Origin of the sequence: Moraxella nasovis, from assembly GCF_022701215.1 — a bacterium.
Lineage (GTDB): Bacteria > Pseudomonadota > Gammaproteobacteria > Pseudomonadales > Moraxellaceae > Moraxella > Moraxella nasovis.
Window position 1 is genome coordinate 207,244 of sequence record NZ_CP089976.1, and the last position, 19,601, is coordinate 226,844.

Annotated in this window: 17 protein-coding genes; 9 read left to right on the plus strand and 8 right to left on the minus strand. The window is 42.0% G+C overall.

All coding sequences use genetic code 11. From position 1 onward, the window contains the following. Window positions 1-38: 38 nt before the first annotated feature. The 3 genes from gcvH (at window position 39) to LU293_RS01040 (ending at window position 5,884) form a co-directional block, all read left to right on the plus strand. Window positions 39-419: a glycine cleavage system protein GcvH gene (gcvH, locus tag LU293_RS01030; protein WP_242748082.1), complete on the plus strand. Its 381-nt coding sequence runs from the start codon at window positions 39-41 to the stop codon at window positions 417-419. A gap of 182 nt (window positions 420-601) precedes the next feature. Beyond that, on the plus strand, window positions 602-3,463 hold the full coding sequence (gene gcvP / locus LU293_RS01035; protein ID WP_242748083.1) for an aminomethyl-transferring glycine dehydrogenase: 2,862 nt from the start codon (window positions 602-604) through the stop codon (window positions 3,461-3,463). 132 nt (window positions 3,464-3,595) lie between these two features. Next, the gene (locus tag LU293_RS01040) at window positions 3,596-5,884 is read left to right on the plus strand and encodes a site-specific recombinase (RefSeq protein WP_242749582.1); all 2,289 of its coding nucleotides are present in this window, start codon (window positions 3,596-3,598) and stop codon (window positions 5,882-5,884) included. A 64-nt stretch (window positions 5,885-5,948) separates the two neighbouring features. On the opposite strand, the gene LU293_RS01045 is transcribed toward LU293_RS01040, so the two are convergent. Then, window positions 5,949-6,545 carry a 6-pyruvoyl trahydropterin synthase family protein gene (locus LU293_RS01045; RefSeq protein WP_242748084.1) on the minus strand — a complete coding sequence of 199 codons (597 nt, stop codon included), beginning with the start codon at window positions 6,543-6,545 and terminating at the stop codon, window positions 5,949-5,951. A 366-nt stretch (window positions 6,546-6,911) separates the two neighbouring features. Between LU293_RS01045 and LU293_RS01050 the strand changes: the two genes are divergently transcribed. The 3 genes from LU293_RS01050 to trpC are packed head-to-tail and all read left to right on the plus strand — an operon-like array spanning window position 6,912 to window position 9,498. After that, window positions 6,912-7,535 (plus strand): anthranilate synthase component II, encoded by a 624-nt coding sequence (locus LU293_RS01050; protein WP_242748085.1) that lies wholly within the window; start codon window positions 6,912-6,914, stop codon window positions 7,533-7,535. 30 nt (window positions 7,536-7,565) lie between these two features. After that, window positions 7,566-8,648 (plus strand): anthranilate phosphoribosyltransferase, encoded by a 1,083-nt coding sequence (gene trpD, locus LU293_RS01055; protein WP_375540345.1) that lies wholly within the window; start codon window positions 7,566-7,568, stop codon window positions 8,646-8,648. Window positions 8,649-8,667: 19 nt separating this feature from the next. Then, window positions 8,668-9,498 carry an indole-3-glycerol phosphate synthase TrpC gene (gene trpC / locus LU293_RS01060; protein ID WP_242749586.1) on the plus strand — a complete coding sequence of 277 codons (831 nt, stop codon included), beginning with the start codon at window positions 8,668-8,670 and terminating at the stop codon, window positions 9,496-9,498. A gap of 63 nt (window positions 9,499-9,561) precedes the next feature. On the opposite strand, the gene LU293_RS01065 is transcribed toward trpC, so the two are convergent. From LU293_RS01065 to LU293_RS01090, 6 genes are all read right to left on the minus strand, one after another. Then, entirely contained in the window at window positions 9,562-10,191 is a 630-nt protein-coding gene (locus tag LU293_RS01065) for a MarC family protein (RefSeq protein WP_242748086.1), read from the minus strand. Between the two features lie 95 nt (window positions 10,192-10,286). Beyond that, entirely contained in the window at window positions 10,287-11,108 is an 822-nt protein-coding gene (locus LU293_RS01070; RefSeq protein WP_242748087.1) for a phosphatidate cytidylyltransferase, read from the minus strand. Further along, window positions 11,092-11,874 (minus strand): polyprenyl diphosphate synthase, encoded by a 783-nt coding sequence (gene uppS, locus LU293_RS01075; RefSeq protein WP_242748088.1) that lies wholly within the window; start codon window positions 11,872-11,874, stop codon window positions 11,092-11,094. The genes LU293_RS01070 and uppS overlap by 17 nt, the downstream gene beginning before the upstream one ends. Window positions 11,875-11,994: 120 nt before the next feature. After that, the gene (gene frr / locus LU293_RS01080) at window positions 11,995-12,549 is read right to left on the minus strand and encodes a ribosome recycling factor (RefSeq protein WP_242748089.1); all 555 of its coding nucleotides are present in this window, start codon (window positions 12,547-12,549) and stop codon (window positions 11,995-11,997) included. A gap of 59 nt (window positions 12,550-12,608) precedes the next feature. After that, window positions 12,609-13,334: a UMP kinase gene (gene pyrH, locus LU293_RS01085; RefSeq protein ID WP_242748090.1), complete on the minus strand. Its 726-nt coding sequence runs from the start codon at window positions 13,332-13,334 to the stop codon at window positions 12,609-12,611. 136 nt (window positions 13,335-13,470) lie between these two features. Continuing rightward, window positions 13,471-15,501 carry a UvrD-helicase domain-containing protein gene (locus LU293_RS01090; RefSeq protein ID WP_242748091.1) on the minus strand — a complete coding sequence of 677 codons (2,031 nt, stop codon included), beginning with the start codon at window positions 15,499-15,501 and terminating at the stop codon, window positions 13,471-13,473. A gap of 114 nt (window positions 15,502-15,615) precedes the next feature. On the opposite strand from LU293_RS01090, the gene LU293_RS01095 reads away from it, so the two are divergent. Then, window positions 15,616-16,104: a chorismate--pyruvate lyase family protein gene (locus LU293_RS01095; protein WP_242748092.1), complete on the plus strand. Its 489-nt coding sequence runs from the start codon at window positions 15,616-15,618 to the stop codon at window positions 16,102-16,104. Between the two features lie 12 nt (window positions 16,105-16,116). Here the strand turns inward: LU293_RS01095 and LU293_RS01100 are convergent, their stop codons facing one another. Beyond that, window positions 16,117-17,109, minus strand: coding sequence for a polyprenyl synthetase family protein (locus LU293_RS01100; protein ID WP_242748093.1), 993 nt, complete (start codon window positions 17,107-17,109; stop codon window positions 16,117-16,119). A 248-nt stretch (window positions 17,110-17,357) separates the two neighbouring features. Here LU293_RS01100 and LU293_RS01105 point away from each other — a divergent pair, with 248 nt between their 5' ends. Then, on the plus strand, window positions 17,358-18,440 hold the full coding sequence (locus tag LU293_RS01105) for a 3-deoxy-7-phosphoheptulonate synthase (RefSeq protein ID WP_242748094.1): 1,083 nt from the start codon (window positions 17,358-17,360) through the stop codon (window positions 18,438-18,440). A 241-nt stretch (window positions 18,441-18,681) separates the two neighbouring features. Next, window positions 18,682-19,593 (plus strand): DMT family transporter, encoded by a 912-nt coding sequence (locus LU293_RS01110; RefSeq protein WP_242748095.1) that lies wholly within the window; start codon window positions 18,682-18,684, stop codon window positions 19,591-19,593. Window positions 19,594-19,601: the final 8 nt, after the last annotated feature.

Sequence of the window (19,601 nt, forward strand, 5' to 3'; positions counted from 1 at the left end):
CAAACAACCCCCAACAACCCACTCACTAGGAGAGACCCATGAGTAATATCCCAGCCGACCTAAAATATGTCGCAAGCCACGAATGGCTAAAATTAGAAGATGACGGCATCATCACCGTTGGTATCACTGACCACGCCCAAGACTTGCTTGGCGATGTCGTATTTGTTGAATTGCCAGAAGTGGGGCGTACCGTTTCTGCTGATGAAGAGATTGCTGTTGTTGAGAGCGTAAAAGCTGCGTCTGATGTGTACGCTCCCATCTCAGGCGAAATCGTAGAAATCAACGAAGAGCTGGTAGATAGTCCAGAGCTTGCCAACGAAGACCCATACGGTAAGGCTTGGTTCTTTAAAATCAAACCTGAAAATGCGTCTGACTATGACAACTTAATGACGGCAGACGAGTACGAGAGCAGCTTGTAATACCAGCTTCATCTTAGCCCCTCTCTAAACCAGAGAGGGTGCTTATTTATCAATTAAAGATAATCAAGCTTATCAAGATTGCATTTTTAAATTTGTTGGTTCAATGATTGGTCTAATTTATAAAAGCAACCATTCAACCAATAAATTTCTCATACAGTCACACCAAGTTTAAGGATAATGTTATGACCAAAACCACCTTTAATGAGCTTTTTAACCAAAATGCTTTTGTTGAGCGTCATTTGGGGAAGTCTCAGTTTGACCGTGAAGACACATTACTTCAAGCCGTAGGTTTTGATGATTTGAACAGTTTTATCAATGCTGTTGTGCCAAAGCCTGTACGTTTAGATAAAAAACTTGACTTGCCAAACGCCACCACCGAGCATGAAGCCCTTGCCAAACTTCGCAAGATGGCAGATAAAATCACTGTTTCTAAAAGCTATATCGGTCAAGGCTACGCCCCCACTCGCCTACCTGCGGTAATCCAAAGAAATGTACTAGAAAACCCCGGCTGGTACACCGCCTACACCCCTTATCAAGCAGAAATCGCTCAAGGTCGCCTTGAGGCTTTGCTTAACTTCCAGCAAGTATGCGTGGACTTAACAGGTATGGATTTGGCAGGTGCAAGTTTGCTTGATGAAGCGACCGCTGCTGCTGAAGCGATGGCGATGGCAAAGCGTGCCAGCAAATCTAAATCAAACCAATTTTTTGTAGATGAACGCACTTATCCGCAGACACTTGATGTAATTTACACTCGTGCCAAATACTTTGATTTTGAGGTTGTAGTAGGCGACTTTGACACCGCCAAAAATGGTGATTTCTTTGGGGCTTACTTCCAATACGTCGGCAAAGAAGGCGATGTAATCGATCTAACAAACATCATCAAGGCTGTTAAGGATAAAGGTGCATACGCCATTGTAGCAAGCGATATTTTAAGCCTTGTCCTTTTAAAATCACCTAGCCAGATGGGTGCTGACATCGCACTTGGTAGCACCCAGCGTTTTGGTATTCCGATGGGCTTTGGTGGACCGCACGCTGCTTATTTCGCCTTTAAAGACAAAGACAAACGTCTTGCCCCAGGTCGTATCATCGGCGTATCCAAAGATGCCCAAGGCAATACCGCCCTACGCATGGCACTGCAGACTCGTGAACAGCATATCCGCCGTGAAAAAGCCAACTCCAACATCTGCACAAGCCAAGTACTTTTGGCAAATTTAGCAGGAATGTATGCCGTCTATCATGGGGCAACAGGACTAAAACGCATCGCCACTCGTATCCACGCTTTGGCAGTCGCATTTAGTCAAGCAGTAACATCGGCAGGACTAAGTGTACGCCATGATGTGTTTTTTGATACTGTACTTGTAGAATGTGGCGATAAAGCCGATAATATCTATAAAACAGCAAAAAAAGCAGGCTACACGTTACACAAAGCAAGCAATACCGCTTTATCCATCGCCTTTAACGAGCTGACAGAAAAAGACGATTTTGCTAACTTATGTGAGTTTTTCGGAGCAACAGGCGATCTTAACGATGTAACATTTGCCCTAACTGACAGCCTGCTACGTAAAGATGACATTTTAACGCACCCTGTCTTTAACAGTCATCACACCGAACACCAAATGCTTCGCTACCTTAAGTCTTTAGAAGATAAGGATCTAGCGATGAACCGTAGCATGATTTCGCTTGGCTCTTGTACCATGAAGCTTAACGCCACAAGCGAGATGTTGCCCATTACATGGAATGAATTTGCCAACGTACACCCATTTGCTCCAAGTGACGAAGTGGTCGGTTACATTGAAATGATTGATAGCCTACAAACCCAGCTTAAAGCCATCACAGGTTTTGATGAGATTAGCATGCAACCAAACTCTGGTGCGTCTGGTGAATATGCAGGCTTATTGGCAATTCGTCGTTATCATGAAAGCCTAGGGGAGACGAACCGTAACATCTGTCTAATCCCACGCTCTGCACACGGCACAAACCCTGCTACTGCCCAAATGATGGGTATGAAAGTCGTCGTCGTGGCAACCGATGAGCATGGTAACGTGGATTTAGACGACTTAAATGCCAAATGTGAAGAGTATTCAGACAACCTAGGTGCATTTATGATCACCTACCCATCTACCCATGGCGTATTTGAAGAAGGCATTCGTGACATTTGCGACCTAATCCATAAGCATGGCGGTCAAGTGTATATGGACGGTGCTAACATGAATGCTCAAGTTGGTCTAATGCAGCCTGCTGACGTAGGTGCTGACGTACTACACATGAACCTACATAAGACTTTCTGCATTCCACATGGTGGTGGTGGTCCTGGCATGGGGCCGATTGGACTTAAATCACACCTTGCACCGTTTATTGCAAGCCACAGCGTAACCCCTGTATTTAACGCCGCTCAGAATAATTCAGCTGTATCAGCAGCAGCGTATGGCTCAGCAAGCATCTTGCCAATCTCGTGGATGTACATCACCATGATGGGCGGCGATGGCTTAACAGCAGCAACCAAGCGTGCATTACTAAACGCCAACTATGTCGCTAAGTCCTTAGAAAGCGATTATCCTGTTTTATATAAAGGTAAAAATGGCTTTGTGGCACACGAATGTATCATTGACATTCGTCCGCTCAAAGAAGAAACAGGCATCACTGAAACTGACATTGCCAAACGCTTGATGGATTATGGCTTTCACGCACCGACCATGAGCTTTCCTGTAGCAGGTACACTCATGATTGAGCCGACCGAATCAGAAGATATTGCCGAGCTTGACCGCTTTATTTCAGCACTCAAACAAATCAAGCAAGAAGCACTGGATGTGAAAGCTGGTAATCATGGCTATACTTTAGACAATAACCCACTGGTGAACGCTCCGCACACTGCAAGTGTCGTAACAGCCAAATCTTGGGAACGCCCTTATAGCCGTGATTATGCTGCATTCCCATTAGAATACGTCCGCCGTCATAAGTTTTGGCCAAGCGTTGGGCGTGTAGATGATGTCTATGGCGATAAGAATCTTATGTGTTCTTGCCCAAGCATTGATAATTACGAATAAGTCTACTTATTTATGCCAAATACCCTGATTGTATCATCAGGGTATTTTTATTGAGTGAACGACAAAAAAAAGCTTTTGTGGTAGAATTGGCAACCTGCAAATGAACACTGCTTTACTGGAGATTAATTGGTGATGACCAACCCTGCCGATTTAGACCATATTCTTAAACATATTGCTGCACTGAGCGATCTACCAGAAGCACAGTCACTTAAGCGACTCATTGACTATCTTCGCACTCCCAAAGATGATCAAGAAGCTAGCAATGCTAAAATATTAGAATTGATTGAAATTTTGCAAGCCAATCCTGAATATGGTGAAGGCTTGGTGGCATTTATCTTACGCCTTATCAACCAATACAGCCAGATTCCATTGTATGTAGATACTGGTATTGCACTTGATCATGGATTTTTTCAAAGTTTTAATCGACTCATCGCCCACCGTTTTTTACCACTTTTACCCCAAGAAGATTCTGTGGTTGAATTGGCGGCATACTTATTTGATCAAGATAATGATTTACAGTGGCTTAGTACGATTGCAGAAGAGCATTGGGAAGCGTTGGTGGATTTATTAAAGGTAAAATCTGATGATTTACATTTAGTTGCCACCGCCAAAAATAACATTCTAAACGCCATTGTTATTTTATCGTATCGTATCGCTGGCATGGGATTGCATCCTGACCTAATGATCGCCTACCCGCAGATGCTAAATCATTCTGCCGCTTTTGTCGCCCAAAACCAAGAAGCTGTACTGTTTGCAAACGACTACCGTAAGGCACACGACCTAGACTCGCTGACTGATATTGCACCAGAAGATGATATCTACCCTGCACAGCTGTTAGTCATGCTAGAACAATGTAATGACATCGTGGTTAATGTGCGAAAACGCATTTATAAAACTGGTATTTCTATTCGCTTAACCAACCTAATTGTTCGCCTTGAGCAAAGCTTGCATCGCATGGGTGTCTTGATTGCTCTTTTATGTGATAAAAAGCAGCGTGATAACGCCATTGTTGAGCTAACTTCTCAAATTGCCCTGACCGCCAAAACTCGTTACAGCTTTAGTTATCTGATTGAAAGTAATACCAAACTTTTGTCACGAAAGGTGACTGAAAATGCCAGCAAGGTGGGTGAACATTACATCAGCACCGATAAGGCAGGTTACCGTAAAATGTACAAAAAAGCAGCACTCGGCGGCTTTTTCATCGCATTTATGGCAACCTTAAAAATCTTAGGTTACCGACTGGTCTTAGCACCAGTTGGCAGTGCTTTTATGAACAGTATGATTTATGGTCTAGGCTTTGTGGTGATTCATATCGCAGGTGGTACTGTTGCAACCAAACAGCCTGCCATGACAGCTGCTGCCATCGCATCCACACTATCTGAAGGCAATGGCACAAACAACAAGAAAACTCAGCAACTCATCAAGCTTTCTGAGATCATAGTAGATATTTTAAGAACGCAGTTTGTTGCCATCTTAGGCAACATTTCTATTGCCATGCCTATCTCATTAGCCATTGCGTATGCTTGGGTGTATTTTAATGATTCACCTATGATTACTGGGGTACAGGCGGCACATTTATTACACGACTTAGATCCGATTCACTCCCTATCTTTACCACATGCAGCGATTGCAGGCGTGTACTTATTCTTATCAGGTCTCATCTCTGGCTATTATGATAACTTAGCAGCATATAATAAAGTTGGCGAACGTGTAAAACGTCACCCTTTGCTTGCTAAGATTATGTCTAAATCGTGGCAAGACAAACTTGGCAACTTTGTGGAAGCCAACCTTGGTGCGATTATGGGAAACTTCATTTTTGGCTGTTTTTTAGGCTCAACTGCAACCATCGGCTATATGCTAGGCTTGCCAATTGACATTCGCCACATTGCTTTTTCAGCTGCCAACTTTGTACATGGACTGTTTTATCTACCTGCCGCAGATTTGACATGGCAGCTGATTTTGATCTCATTTGTGGGCGTTTTACTCATCGGTATGGTAAACTTAATGGTAAGCTTTTCGCTTGCATTATTTGTTGCCTTACGCTCAAAAGAAGTACGCTTCTTTGAGTGGCAGCGACTAAATCGGCTTGTCTTTGAGCATTTTTTGGTACGCCCATTAGACTTTTTTCTGCCACGCAATGAATCGGTGAAATACACTCGCATTGACAGCGAAGGTAGAATCATTTATGAAGAGATTATTGATGAAAAAGAGCCCCAAGGACGTGTCCTGCCCGATAGTTATGTTGTACGTAGACTTGGGCGTCTATCTAAGAAAAAACCCCAAGAAAACGAATCACCTGAGGTTGTTGATACAGCAGAAAATGTAGTAAACGACGCCACTCCACCAGCTCAACATGATGATTTTTCAGGTGCGGACAATCCGCTGCCAAAACCTGAGAGACCACCAAATCTGCCTAAATAACCTAATTAAAAGTAAATAAAATACCCAGCCTATCAAACTGGGTATTTTTATGAAAACCAATAAGCTAGTCTGTTACTTGTAGTACTACCCTAGGATTGATGAATTTTTGTCCATTTAGCAGCTTATCGTACATCTTAGGATCATGCCATTCGGCTTTAACTTGGTCGCTAAACCTAAAGTCTTCTAAGTTTAATACACCCATCTGCTTATTATTCACATCATCAATAAAGCACTGAGCATAGCCAGTATCTGTCTCATGCACGATAACTGAATAGACGCTGACGTCGCTTTCTCCATTTTGCATTATGGTTTGTTTTAAAATCTGACTTGCCCAAAAGAAAATCACACGGCTAAACTGCTCAGCAGATGGTGAAACAGGCAGGCTAATCCATCGATCACTAAAGCGTTTACACGCATCAATATAATCAACGTCATCCTTATCCCAAAACGTGATGGCATGATCAAAGCTGTCAATAATGTCTTTGATTGATGACTTTAACAGACCAAAATCATAAACCATCTGCCCATGATCCAAGCGATGAGCTTCTAAAATCAATTCAACTTTATAGCTATGCCCATGAATAGAAAATTTACAGCGGTCTGAGCTGCAATTACGCACAATATGTGCATTTTCAAATTTAAAAAGTTTACGAATTTGCATAAATAATATGATATAAATAAGGCGTGGCGACAATCTATCACGCAAGTTATTAAAGGCAAGGTGTATTGATATACTTGTGTTTTGGGATAAAAATAATAAATATCAATACACCCTAATTTTTTTTATAAGTTTATCACAACACAAAGATTATGGGGTGATTTTATGGCAAATAATTTTTGCATGATTAAGAAAATTAGCTAAATTTTATAATGCTTAAAATAGCACTAAAAGTTGTCGCATTTTAATGAAATATAATATAAATTCTGATAGAATGACTTTTCATATTATCTGGTTTATGCCAATCATCGGCAATACAAAATAATGGCTATTTAAATAAAATATCAACACAATCAACGAGATAAATTAATGATTCTAATCATTGACAATTTTTGTAGCTTTACTTATAACATCGTGCAGTACTTTAGTGAGCTGCAACAAAATGTCATTGTCAAACAAAACGATCAAATCAGCCTTGATGACATCAAACAACTAAAACCTGATGCCATCGTGCTTGGTCCAGGTCCTTGTACACCGAACGAAGCAGGCATCAGCTTACCCATCTTAAAGCATATCAGCACGACAATCCCCACGCTTGGGGTGTGTCTTGGACATCAGGCGATTGGGCAGGCTTTTGGGGGTCGTGTGGTGCAAGCCGATGAAATCATGCACGGCAGACTATCTAGTATTTACCATGATGGCTTGGGGGTATTTACTGACTTGCCAGCACCCTTTGATGCCACACGCTACCACTCTTTAGTCATTGATAAGGCAAGCCTACCACAGTGCCTAAGCGTTACTGCTTGGACTGCGAACCAAGATGGCTCAATCAAAGAAATTATGGGCGTTCGCCATCAATTTTTACCAATACAAGGGGTACAGTTTCACCCAGAATCCATTCTTAGTGAGCATGGCTATCAGATTTTTAATAACTTTTTGCACCAGCATGGACTTGCCAAGCTTGACAATCAACACTTACCCAAAGTAGCATGACAGACAACACTCATTATTTCAAGGCTTATCATGAATACCGCCCACGACATCTTAAACTTATCTGACGATGAGATTAGTCAAATTCTCACCACCGCTTTAGATAAACTACTAAATAACATTGATTTAGACAGCACACTCATGCGTCAAGTCATGCTTATCATCATGCAAGGACGCTGCCCTGATGCCTTAATGGGAGCGATTCTTGTCGCCTTACGCATTAAAGGCGAGACCATTGACGAGATTACCGCATGTGCATCTGTCATGATTGAGCTTGCTGATAAAATCACCCTGCCATCGCTTGATTATGTCGTTGATATCGTGGGGACCGGTGGAGATGGGGCAAACCTATTTAACATTTCAACAGCTTGTGCCTTCGTGGCAGCAGCAGCTGGGGTTACTATCGCTAAGCATGGCAATCGTGGCGTATCTACACGTTCAGGCTCATCGGATTTGCTTGAACAAGCAGGCATCGCACTAAACTTAGATAAGTCGCAGACCTTAGAATGCATTACCAAGCAAGGCATTGGATTTTTATTTGCTCCAAATTACCACGCCGCTATGAAACACGCCATTGGTGTGCGTCGCCAACTAAAAGCACGTACCATCTTTAATATTTTAGGACCGCTGACCAATCCTGCAGGTGTTAAAAATGCCGTCATCGGCACATTTAGCGAAGAATTATGCGAACCACTGGCTCACGTTTTTAGAAATCTTGGGGCAAATCATGTCATCGTAGCAAGCTCACATGATGGGCTTGATGAGTTTAGCTTAGCGGAAGCGACATACGTTGCAGAGTTAAAAAACGGCAAGATAAGCACTTATAATGTAAGCCCAGAAGACTTTGGTATCAACTCCCAAACTCTAAACGGACTAAAGGTGCATGATTCTTCTGAAAGTCTGACGCTTATCCGTGCTGCTTTAGCTGGCAAAAGCGAGGATCAGACCATCAAAAAAGCCCAAGATATTCTTGCCATCAATGCAGGTGCAGCTATTTATGTGTCAGGTCTAGCAGATAGCCACACCCAAGGTGTACTTACGGCTCGCCGTGTGATTGAAAGTGGCAAGGCACTCGTTAAGCTTGACGAATACGCCAAATTCACCCAAAGCCTTTAACTTTATTTAAACAGTGATTATCATGCAAAACACACCTAGCATTTTACAAAAAATCATAGCAACCAAACATCAAGAAATCGCTGCTGCAAAAACCAAAATAAGTCTTGATGCCTTGCAAAAAAAAGTTGCCGACTTAACAGAGCCCCCTAGAGGATTTGCAAACGCCTTACGCCAAAAAGCAAAAGCTGGCAAAATAGGCATTATCAGTGAAGTTAAAAAGGCATCGCCATCAAAAGGGGTGATTTGTCAAAATTTTGACCCAAAATCTGCTGCTATCGGCTATCAAAACGCAGGGGCAGCTTGCATCTCGGTGCTAACTGATCGTGAGTATTTCTTAGGTCATGAAGATTACTTAGCACAAGTAAGGTCGGTTAGTCATTTGCCCATACTGCGTAAAGATTTTATGGTGTCAGAGTATCACATCTATGAATCTCGCTTAATGGGTGCAGACTGTATTTTACTGATTATGGCTTGCCTTGATGATGAGACAGTATCACGCCTTCATGCTACCGCCATAGAACTTAAAATGGATGTCTTGATTGAAATTCACACCAAAGAAGAGCTAGTGCGTGCATTAAAGTTGCCTTATTCTACCCATAATATCTATGGTATCAACAACCGTAATTTGAACACATTTGAAGTGGATTTACAGCACAGCATTCGACTATGTCAGGCGTTATTTGACACGCTTGGCAAGGACGCCTTGATTGTGAGTGAAAGCGGTCTTGATAATGCCAAAGATATTCAGCTAATGCTTGATAATAACATTCATCATTTTCTCATCGGTGAGCAGTTCATGAAAACAAATGATGCAGGCAAGGCATTGGCAGATTTACTCAATGATTTATAGCCGATAATCGGCAATAAAAAGCCGCTCACTAGATTTTAGCGAGCGGCTTTTTATTGGACTAATTTAACTCATCACATATGGCAAAATCGCCTTTAGCCCATTAATGGTAATCTCAACAGCCACCGCAGCTAGCAGCATACCCATCACACGGCTTAAAATATTTAAACCCGTATTCCCCAAAAATCGACTTAAACGACCCGCTGCCATCAAGCCAGAATAGCAAAACAAACTGATAAAAAGACCAGCTGCAATAATCGCCACTGTCTCAAACCAACCGCCAGGTCGGCTTGAATAAATAATAACAGTTGAAATACCGCCAGGTCCAATCATCATTGGTATTGCAAGTGGCACTACCGCTGAAGCAGTTAAGGTTGTTTTAATTTCAATATCTTCTTCATTGGGTTTAACAGGATTGCCATCACCATTCATCATGCTAATGGCAATTAAAAACACCAAGATGCCACCTGCCACTTGGAATGAACCGATAGAAATCCCTAAGAATTTTAATAAAAATTCCCCAAGCAAGGCAAAAAATGCAATCGTTACAAAAATGGTCGTGCAAGCAATCTGTGCTACCTTACGGCGATCGGCAACACTGTAATTTTTGGTAAGATTTAAAAATAACCCTAAAGCACTAAAGGGATTCATCAGCACCAAAAATGCCAGAAAAATTTTAATAAATTCGGTATCCATATCATAAGCTCTTATGTCATATCAAAACAGGTCTATATCGCTCATGCCAAGCATGAACTTGATAAAAAGTTTACTTATTAATCAAGTAACTCGCCTTAGTTTAGCTGCGTTAAATGTGGCAATACATTGGCATATACAAGTACCCAAACTCCGAGTGCAAAGACTGGGGTGGCAGATAACAATGAATCAATGCGATCAAGCACGCCGCCATGACCAGGTAAAATCGTACCAGAATCCTTAATGCCTGCTCGACGCTTTAACATCGACTCAAACAAATCACCCAGTACGCTAGCCATGACGGTCAGCACCGACAATAACAAAAAGGCGACGAAAGCTGTGCCACTAAATCCAAGCCAAATACTCACCCCTACGACCACAACGCCTGCCGTTACCAGTCCGCCAATCAGACCTTCAACACTCTTATTTGGCGATACATTAGGGGCAAGCTTACGTCTGCCAAACTTTCTACCCACAAAATAAGCGCCACTATCAGCACACCACACCAATAAAAAGACATACATCAGCCACCAAGGTGACATGGACCATAAGCTGTACATTGCTGTAATGCTGGCAGTTAAAATAACAATACCCATAAAAAATAAACGGCGTCCATACCATTTTTCTTGGTCAGGATATACAAGCACCCATTTTAGTGCCATCACCCAAATGCCAAATGACAAAAGCCACCATACCACCCAAACATAAGCAATTAAAATACTGATCATGGTTACCACCAATGACAGCAGGATAAATCGTGCTGGGAACTTCATCTTAGGCATAAGCTTCGTCCATTCATGGCTAGCGATAAGTGTACCTAATGCCAATAATGGTAAAAATAATACTGGCAAACGTGTGGTGAACATCGCCACACCGACAATCAGCACCAAGATAATGGCGGTTTTAATTCGTTGCCACATATTTTATCCTTGTGTTTTTTTGGGTTTGTTGCAAAGCGATTTGCTCTTGGGTTTGCCCAAATCGGCGTTCACGCATAGCAAAATCAGTCAGTATTTCATCAAACTCTTCTGGGGTAAATTCTGGCCACAACGTCTGGGTAAAATACAGCTCTGCATATGCAGCTTGCCATAATAAAAAATTAGAAATGCGAAATTCGCCACCTGTACGGATTAGCATATCCACAGGTGGGCAATCTGACAAGCAAACGTATTTGCCAAGCATGTCTGTGTTAATGTCTAAAACATCAATCTCACCACTCACTGCCTTTTTGGCGAGTGTTTGACAGGCGTTCGTCATATCCCATTGACCGCCATAGCTGATGGCGATAACTAAAGTCATAGCACAAAACTGTGCTGTTTGTGCTTCAGCATCCGACATTAATTGGATTAAATCATCGCTTAAGCGGCTGCGATCCCCAATAAATCTTAAGCGAATTTGATATTTATGCATGCGTGGCATTTGTTCATTAATGGTGTTTTTAAGTAGTGCCATTAATAAATCTACTTCACCCTTTGGTCTTGCCCAATTCTCCGATGAAAATGCAAAAACCGTCAGCACCTTTATCCCTTTTGCCAAGCAATGCTCTACGATAGGGTCTAGTGCGTCTTTACCCGCCTTATGCCCCATGCCAGTAGCTAGGTTTTGAGCCTTGCCATAGCGATTATTGCCATCCATAATAATTGCAACGTGTTCAGGCACAACAACAGAGTGGTTAATATTTGACATAAGTTATGGGCTTTTTTAAATTGATTAAATTAATAATAGGCGGGATAATTGTATAAACTGATATAAAGAACAAAAACCGCTTTGGTATCCCCATCACGGTTTTTAGTTAGGCTTGATGATTTACACTTCCATCAGTTCGCTTTCTTTTTTCTCAAGGCGTGCATCAATCACACCGATGAATTTATCTGTCATCTTTTGAATGACATCAGCTGCACGACGTTCGTCGTCTTCTGAGATTTCTTTATCCTTAACCAAGGCTTTTACATCATTCATCATATCACGGCGAATGTTACGCACAGATATACGAGCTTGTTCAGCGTCTGAGCGTGCCAGTTTTTGCATATCACGGCGAGTCTCTTCGGTTAATGCTGGCATTGGTACACGAATTACGTCAGCGGTCATTGGGTTTAGCCCCAAGTCAGCTTCACGAATTGCTTTATCAACCGCTTGCACCATTGAACGCTCAAAAGGCTGGACAAGTAGCGTACGGCTGTCTTCAACGTTCACGCTTGCCACCTGATTTAATGGCGTGTCCGCACCGTAATAATTGACCATCACACTAGATAAGATACCAGGGTGGGCTCGCCCTGTACGCAGTTTAGCAAAGGCATTTTCTAATGCTTCTACTGATTTGTTCATACGGCTTTCGCCATCATCATGGATTGCATTTAACATATAAATTCCTTAATAGTTATAGATTGTAAACTTATGGTGAAATTTGAACTGCATTTGGTCTAATGATAGACACGAGTACCTTCTTTTTCGCCCATCACAACGTTAAGCAAGGCGTTTGGCTTATTCATATCAAACACTTGTAACGGCACATTATGCTCACGACATAGAGCGATTGCGGTAAGATCCATTACGCCAAGCTTACGTTCTAGCACTTCATCAAAGCTTAAGCTGTCGTATTTTACGGCATCTTCATGGGTATTTGGGTCTTTATCATATACCCCATCAACCTTAGTCGCCTTTAAAATCAAACCTGCTTCAATCTCAATACCACGCAAGCAGGCCGCTGTATCGGTAGTAAAAAACGGATTTCCCGTCCCCGCTACAAAGATACAAACCTCGCCATTATTTAAATGACGAATCGCTTCACGACTAGAATAAGACTCACCCACTGTAGATATTGAAAGTGCAGACATTAGACGAGTTTTAATGTTGCGGCGAACCAACGCGTCACGCATAGCAAGACCATTCATTACAGTTGCAAGCATACCCATCTGATCGCCCGTTACACGTCCAACCAAGCCTTCTTTTTGTAGAGTGCTACCACGGTACAAGTTACCGCCGCCGACCACGATACCCACCTGAACGCCTAACCCACATAAATGAGCAATTGACAGACTCATCTTATCTAAGATAGAGGCATCAATCCCCATATCCTTACCGCCTGCCAACGCTTCACCTGACAATTTTAATAAAATACGAGAAAACTTAGGATTTTTATCAGACACGGCTTCACCTTTTTTTTGATTATAAATTAAAACAAATTGCGATAATTTTAGCACATTTTAGTAAGTCGTGCTAAATTTTTCCCAAATTCAAAAAGATTACACCTTTTAGCACCGCTTAAGACAGCACGCCTTGTGCTTACTTTTTCTTAGCAAGCATCGCTTTAATATTCGCTAAATAATGATCAGCAGCTTGCTCTTTGGTAAGCTTAGAAGCTCCTTTTTTGGCAGGATAGTCAATGTGCTCTAGCGGCAACTCATCTAAGAATCGAGAAGGTGTCGTATGACGCATATCACGCCCCACACGTCGCTGCTTGGCAAGCAATAAAGTCAGCTCAAGCTTTGCTCTGGTGATACCCACATACATTAATCGCCGTTCTTCTTCTACAGTATCGCTTAAGATGGAATTGCGGTGCGGTAAAATCTCCTCTTCTACCCCCATAATATACACATAATCAAACTCCAAACCCTTAGCAGCGTGCAGCGTCATAAGATTTACTTTGTTGATATTTTCTTCTTCTTGTTGCTGCTCTAACATATCAAGCAGCATCATCTTACGGATAACAGACTCAATGGTTTTCTCATCATCATCTTCAGCACGATCGATTAGCGACGACATAGAAGCATAAAGTAGCTCGATATTCTCAAGGCGTACTTTTTCTTGCTGTGGCGTCTTACTGTCGTCTTTAATGTAGTCAATATAGCCTGTTTCTTCAATCATCTGCCTAACAAGCCCCATTGGATCTGAATTATCATAAAGCTCTTTGGTGTATCTCTCTATAAACTTGGCAAAATCAAGCAATGTGTGGCTTGCCTTATTACCCACCGCTGCCTTTAAGCCTGCGTGTTGACAAGCAGATAATAGCGAAATCTCGTATTCTTGGGCAAGCAATCCAAGCTTTTCAAGCGTTACTGAACCCATGCCACGCTTTGGTGTATTAATAATGCGTAAAAATGCCGCATCATCATCAGGGTTTAAGATGATTCTTAAATAGCTCATCACATCTTTAATTTCAGAACGAGCAAAAAAAGAAGTTCCGCCAGACAGCTTATAAGGTACGCCCAGCTGTCTTAGCTCTGCCTCTAATAATCGTGCCTGAAAATTACTACGGTACAATACTGCATACTGCTCCCATTTACCATCGTGCGTTACTCGGTGAGCTACGATTTCTTTGGCAACACGCTCTGCTTCATCTATTTCGTTTAGACAAGTCAACACTCGGATGTGTTTGCCTTCACCCTTATCTGACCACAATACCTTATCAAAAAGGTGTTCATTATTGGCAATCACTGAATTAGCGGCAGTTAAAATCTTGCCAGTAGATCGGTAATTTTGTTCAAGTTTAACCACCTGTAAAGTGGGAAAATCTTGCTTTAGCAGTGCCATATTTTCAGGCTTCGCACCACGCCAAGCATAAATAGACTGATCATCATCGCCCACCACCGTAAACCTTGACTGAGTACCAACCAATAGCTTTATTAATTCATACTGTGCGGTGTTGGTGTCTTGATATTCATCCACAAGCAGATAACGAATGCGAGTCTGCCATTTATCACGCACTTGCTCATTTTGCTTTAGGATTTTTACTGGCAATACAATCAAATCATCAAAATCCACAGCGTTATAGGCTCGTAGATTGCGTTCATATAACCCATAAAGATGAGCAAACATCATATCTTCTGGATCGCTTAAGGTGTCAGCAGCTTTTTCTGGTGGGATAAGATCATTTTTCCAATCAGAAATCATCTTAATTGCCTTGCCTACAAGCTCTCTACTGTCTGCACCACTTAGGTTATCTCGCTGCATAAGATCCATAAGCAGTCTTTTACTGTCTTCGCCATCCATGATACTAAAGTTACTTTTAAGTGGTGTATGCACCAACTCAAAGCGTAAAAACTGCAAACCAAACTGGTGAAATGTAGAAACAGTAAGCCCTCGGCTACGTTCAGCGGGTAGTAGCTTTTGAACACGAGCTTTCATCTCACGAGCAGCCTTATTGGTAAAGGTCATCGCTGTGATACGGTCGGCAGGAATATTGCAGTTGGTGATTAAATGAGCGATTTTTTGGGTGATAACGCTTGTTTTACCAGAGCCTGCCCCCGCCAAGACAAGGAGTGGACCTAAAACGTATTTTAATGCTTCTTGCTGACGAGAATTTAATTGACTCATAGATAATCACTTAGTTTATTTATAAATATTTACTGGGTGGGTAGTGGGTATTTATTTTATCATAAAAGCCATCTTATGCTAAAATATCGTAAAGCTTATCATTGGGCATATTTTATGACATCACACCCCAAGCACGCTATGCACTTATCTGACGTAGCACCCAATTTACTGCAATATCTGACTGCTGATGGCTCATTAACCGCCCTACTTGAAAGACAATCAAGAAAGCCTTTATGCGTACAAGTCATCAGTCAAATCATCAGACCGTTAACCTTTGATGAAAAAAAACTACTAAATCTACCTGTGCACAGACCTAGCCTTGGTAAAGTGCGTAAAGTACTGCTATCAGCCAGTGGTGACATACCCAAAGTAAATGCCACAAGTATCTTTCCACTGACAAGCCTAACAGGTAGTGCCAAGCGACTTAAACACCTAAAGACCACACCTGTCGGCTATGTTCTATTTAAAAAAAATCAGACGCTACCCTTTACTCGCAGCTACTTTTATGACCACCACAATCAATCATGGGGTAGAAATACTGTCTATGATTGGCAAGGTCGCAAGATTTTAATTCAAGAAGTATTTATTCAGCCATGTAGCTAAGCCAACCAAAAGCTACATCAAGCGACTGCTGGCAAGCTTAGTTAGCTCATAAAGACCTTGGCGATAGCGGTTGTCTGGTAGGTTTTTTAGGGCATTTTGGGCAGCATAAGTCTCATCAAATGCCCGCTTTTTACAGTAATCTAACGCCCCTGACGACTGCACCATAGTAATAAGCTTACCTACATTATCCACTTTACCTGTCTGAACAGCGACACGCAACTTGTCATAATCATCATTGCCTTGTTCTTTTAGAAGTTGCAAGGTTTTAATAATAGGTAGCGTAGGCTTTCCTTCAGCCAAATCATCACCTAAATTCTTACCCATAATCTCACTATCACCACTAAAATCAAGCACATCATCGATAATCTGAAACGCATTGCCAAAATGATAAGCGAACGCCCCTAAGTCTTCTAGCAAGTCATCTCGACCTGCTAAGATACCTGCCCCTTTGGTTGCCATCATAAATAGCCGTGATGTCTTACCATCGATAATCTGCAAATAATCGTCTTCGGTCGCCTCAGGATTATGCTGGTGTTGTAACTGCAACACTTCACCTTCGGCAATGTCGCATGTACCATCTGAAAATAGCTTTAATAAAGGTAGATTGCTAAATCCCACCAATAAATTAAACGAACGAGCAATCAGATAATCTCCCACCAAAACGGCTGTGGCATTATCCCACGTGGCATTCGCTGTCGGTCTGCCTCTTCTTAATCCTGATGCGTCAATCACATCATCATGCACTAAAGTTGCAGTATGCAGCATCTCGGTAATCGCTGCAAGCTCCATGGCTTGGGCATTTTGACGATCATCTAGCATTCTTGCAGTTAAAAGTGTGATAAGTGGACGCATTCTTTTACCGCCTGCATCGATGACGTGCTTTGAGACACTCATGACCAGCTGCACTTTTGAATTTAAGCTACCAAAAACTTGCTTATCCATAATGGCAAAATCATCTGCCACAATACTTTGTATGTCGCTGTACGTTATGTTGTTATTACTCATAGTCACCAAATCGTTAAACTATCAAAATCGCATTATCATATCACAGCATGCGATGAAGCGAAAGCATACAAAATCACAGACAATCAAATCCCAGCATAATTGAGTAAATTTCATGATAATTAAAAGATTTTTAACTTGTTAATTACAGTTATTGTGTGCATAATATAACCCCTAGCATTTCAATTGACTGTACGTCAAATGGATTTGAGTCATTTAAGATCAGTAATTTTAATTTTAGGAATTTAGCCATGAGCCAAACCGCCACTCACAATGCAGAAATCGACGACGTGAATATTGAAAAGTTTATCCCTCTAATTACCCCCCATCAACTCAAAAGCAAATACCCACTCACGGATACCGCTTACCAAACCGTACTCAACGGTCGTAAAACCATTGAAAATATCCTTGATGGTAAAGATAATCGCATTTTAGTGGTTATAGGTCCTTGTTCTATTCATGATGTTACAGCAGCCCACGAATATGCCGACCGCCTAAAAGTACTTGCCGAAGAGTTGTCTAACGAGCTATTTATCGTTATGCGTGTTTATTTTGAAAAACCTCGCACCACCACAGGCTGGAAAGGTCTGATTAACGACCCTTACATGAATGACAGCTTTGATATTGAGCATGGTCTTGGCTTGGCTCGTAAGCTACTTCTTGACTTAAACGAAAAAGGCTTGCCATGTGCCACCGAAGCACTTGATCCAAATACGCCGCAGTATATTCAAGACCTAATCAGCTGGTCAGCGATTGGGGCTAGAACCACCGAATCTCAGACGCACCGTGAGATGAGCAGTGGCTTGTCCTGCCCTGTTGGCTTTAAAAATGGCACAGACGGCAGTATGACAGTTGCTGTTAATGCCATGCAAGCGGTGCAATCTGGGCATAGCTTTTTAGGTCTATCAGAAGATGGTCAAGTATGCATCATTAAATCAAAAGGCAATCAGTACGCCCACGTCGTCTTGCGTGGTGGGAATGACCAGCCAAACTATGACGAGACCGCCATTGCCGCTGCTGAAGATGAGCTTGCCAAAGGTAAAACTAACGGTAAAATTATGGTTGATGCCAGTCATGCTAATAGCGGCAAAGACCCTTACTTGCAACCTATGGTTATCCAAAACATCGCAGGACAAATCCAAAATGGCAACACTTCTATCATGGGGCTTATGATAGAAAGCCACCTTAAAGGCGGAAGACAAAATATCCCTGCTGATTTATCACAATTAGAATACGGTAAATCTGTAACCGATGGTTGTTTGGATTGGGAAGCCACCGTTGAAACCCTAAGACAGTTTGCCAAAGATGTCAAAGCCTATTTGCCCAATCGTTAATTGGCACGCTTTTGACAATGAATGTTTAAGATGATTAAGTAGCAACTTTTACATTTTACAAAAACTGCTACTTAATCCAAAATACCAATCATATTGACATCAAGGGGAGAAAAGTTTTTCACCCCCTTTTTTTTGGTTTTTATTTATTCTTTGTTTTTAGTTAATCCAAGCTCATATCCAATCTGGCATTAAGCACAGTTTTTTATTCATACATTTTATCCAAATCATTACCCATCAAATCATGACCAATCCCAGTCCATCAAGCACGCCAAACAGCCCAGACAACCCAAACAGCCCCAACCCAAATAATCAAGGCTCATTTTTTGGGTCATTTTATATGGTATTGGCAAGTCTTGGTTTTGCTTTGATGCTCGTTTTTATCAAATTTTCTGGTCAAAAATTTGCCATGCACACCTATGAGATTACCTTTTGGCGTGTGGCATTCTCCTTGATTGTACTTGGGGGTTATTCATGGATAAAAGGGCGAGACTTTCGCACCCCCTACCCAAAAGAGCATTTTTGGCGGTCTTTGGCAGGCTCTGTCGCTCTTTTGATGAATTTTTATGTGGTCTTACATCTGCCACTTGCGACCGCCAGCACCCTACAAAATACGTCTGCGATATTTTTGGGGCTGTTATCCGTCATTATCTTGAAACAAAAACCAACGCCCATCACATGGCTGTCTCTCATCTTGGGTTTTGTTGGCGTGCTGATACTGCTAAGACCCAGTGCAGATGGCGACATCTTCGCCATGATTTTGGGCTTGGTGAGTGGGGCAATCTCTGGCTATGCCTATTTGCAAGTGCGTGAGCTTAGTTTGCTTGGTGAGCCTGCGTGGCGAATCGTGTTTTATTTTTCATTATTATCCACCATCATCGCAGGGCTGCTAGCGTTATATTTTGGCTTTAGCCCTGTTACTCTATCTAATCTGCCATACATCATCGGCATCGGCGTGACCGCGCTTTTGGGGCAGTTGTTATTAACTTACGCTTACCAAGTAGGACGAAAATTCGTCGTAGCCACACTATCCTATCTGGGCGTGGTGTTCGCGATACTCTTTGGCGTGTGGCTGTTCGGTGAGCGACTGGACTGGTTGAGTCTCTTGGGGATTGGTGTGATTGTGGCGAGTGGGATGCTGAGTGGAAAGAGATAGGAATACTT

Bases quoted from the DNA above. Each gene is read 5' to 3' on its own strand.
- gcvP (WP_242748083.1), top strand. From the start codon at position 602: ATGACCAAAACCACCTTTAATGAGCTTTTTAACCAAAATGCTTTTGTT.
- LU293_RS01050 (WP_242748085.1), top strand. From the start codon at position 6,912: ATGATTCTAATCATTGACAATTTTTGTAGCTTTACTTATAACATCGTG.
- LU293_RS01105 (WP_242748094.1), top strand. From the start codon at position 17,358: ATGAGCCAAACCGCCACTCACAATGCAGAAATCGACGACGTGAATATT.
- frr (WP_242748089.1), bottom strand. From the start codon at position 12,549: ATGTTAAATGCAATCCATGATGATGGCGAAAGCCGTATGAACAAATCA.
- LU293_RS01100 (WP_242748093.1), bottom strand. From the start codon at position 17,109: ATGAGTAATAACAACATAACGTACAGCGACATACAAAGTATTGTGGCA.
- LU293_RS01040 (WP_242749582.1), top strand. From the start codon at position 3,596: ATGACCAACCCTGCCGATTTAGACCATATTCTTAAACATATTGCTGCA.
- LU293_RS01070 (WP_242748087.1), bottom strand. From the start codon at position 11,108: ATGTGGCAACGAATTAAAACCGCCATTATCTTGGTGCTGATTGTCGGT.
- LU293_RS01065 (WP_242748086.1), bottom strand. From the start codon at position 10,191: ATGGATACCGAATTTATTAAAATTTTTCTGGCATTTTTGGTGCTGATG.
- LU293_RS01090 (WP_242748091.1), bottom strand. From the start codon at position 15,501: ATGAGTCAATTAAATTCTCGTCAGCAAGAAGCATTAAAATACGTTTTA.
- uppS (WP_242748088.1), bottom strand. From the start codon at position 11,874: ATGTCAAATATTAACCACTCTGTTGTTGTGCCTGAACACGTTGCAATT.
- trpD (WP_375540345.1), top strand. From the start codon at position 7,566: ATGAATACCGCCCACGACATCTTAAACTTATCTGACGATGAGATTAGT.
- LU293_RS01095 (WP_242748092.1), top strand. From the start codon at position 15,616: ATGACATCACACCCCAAGCACGCTATGCACTTATCTGACGTAGCACCC.
- gcvH (WP_242748082.1), top strand. From the start codon at position 39: ATGAGTAATATCCCAGCCGACCTAAAATATGTCGCAAGCCACGAATGG.
- LU293_RS01110 (WP_242748095.1), top strand. From the start codon at position 18,682: ATGACCAATCCCAGTCCATCAAGCACGCCAAACAGCCCAGACAACCCA.
- LU293_RS01045 (WP_242748084.1), bottom strand. From the start codon at position 6,545: ATGCAAATTCGTAAACTTTTTAAATTTGAAAATGCACATATTGTGCGT.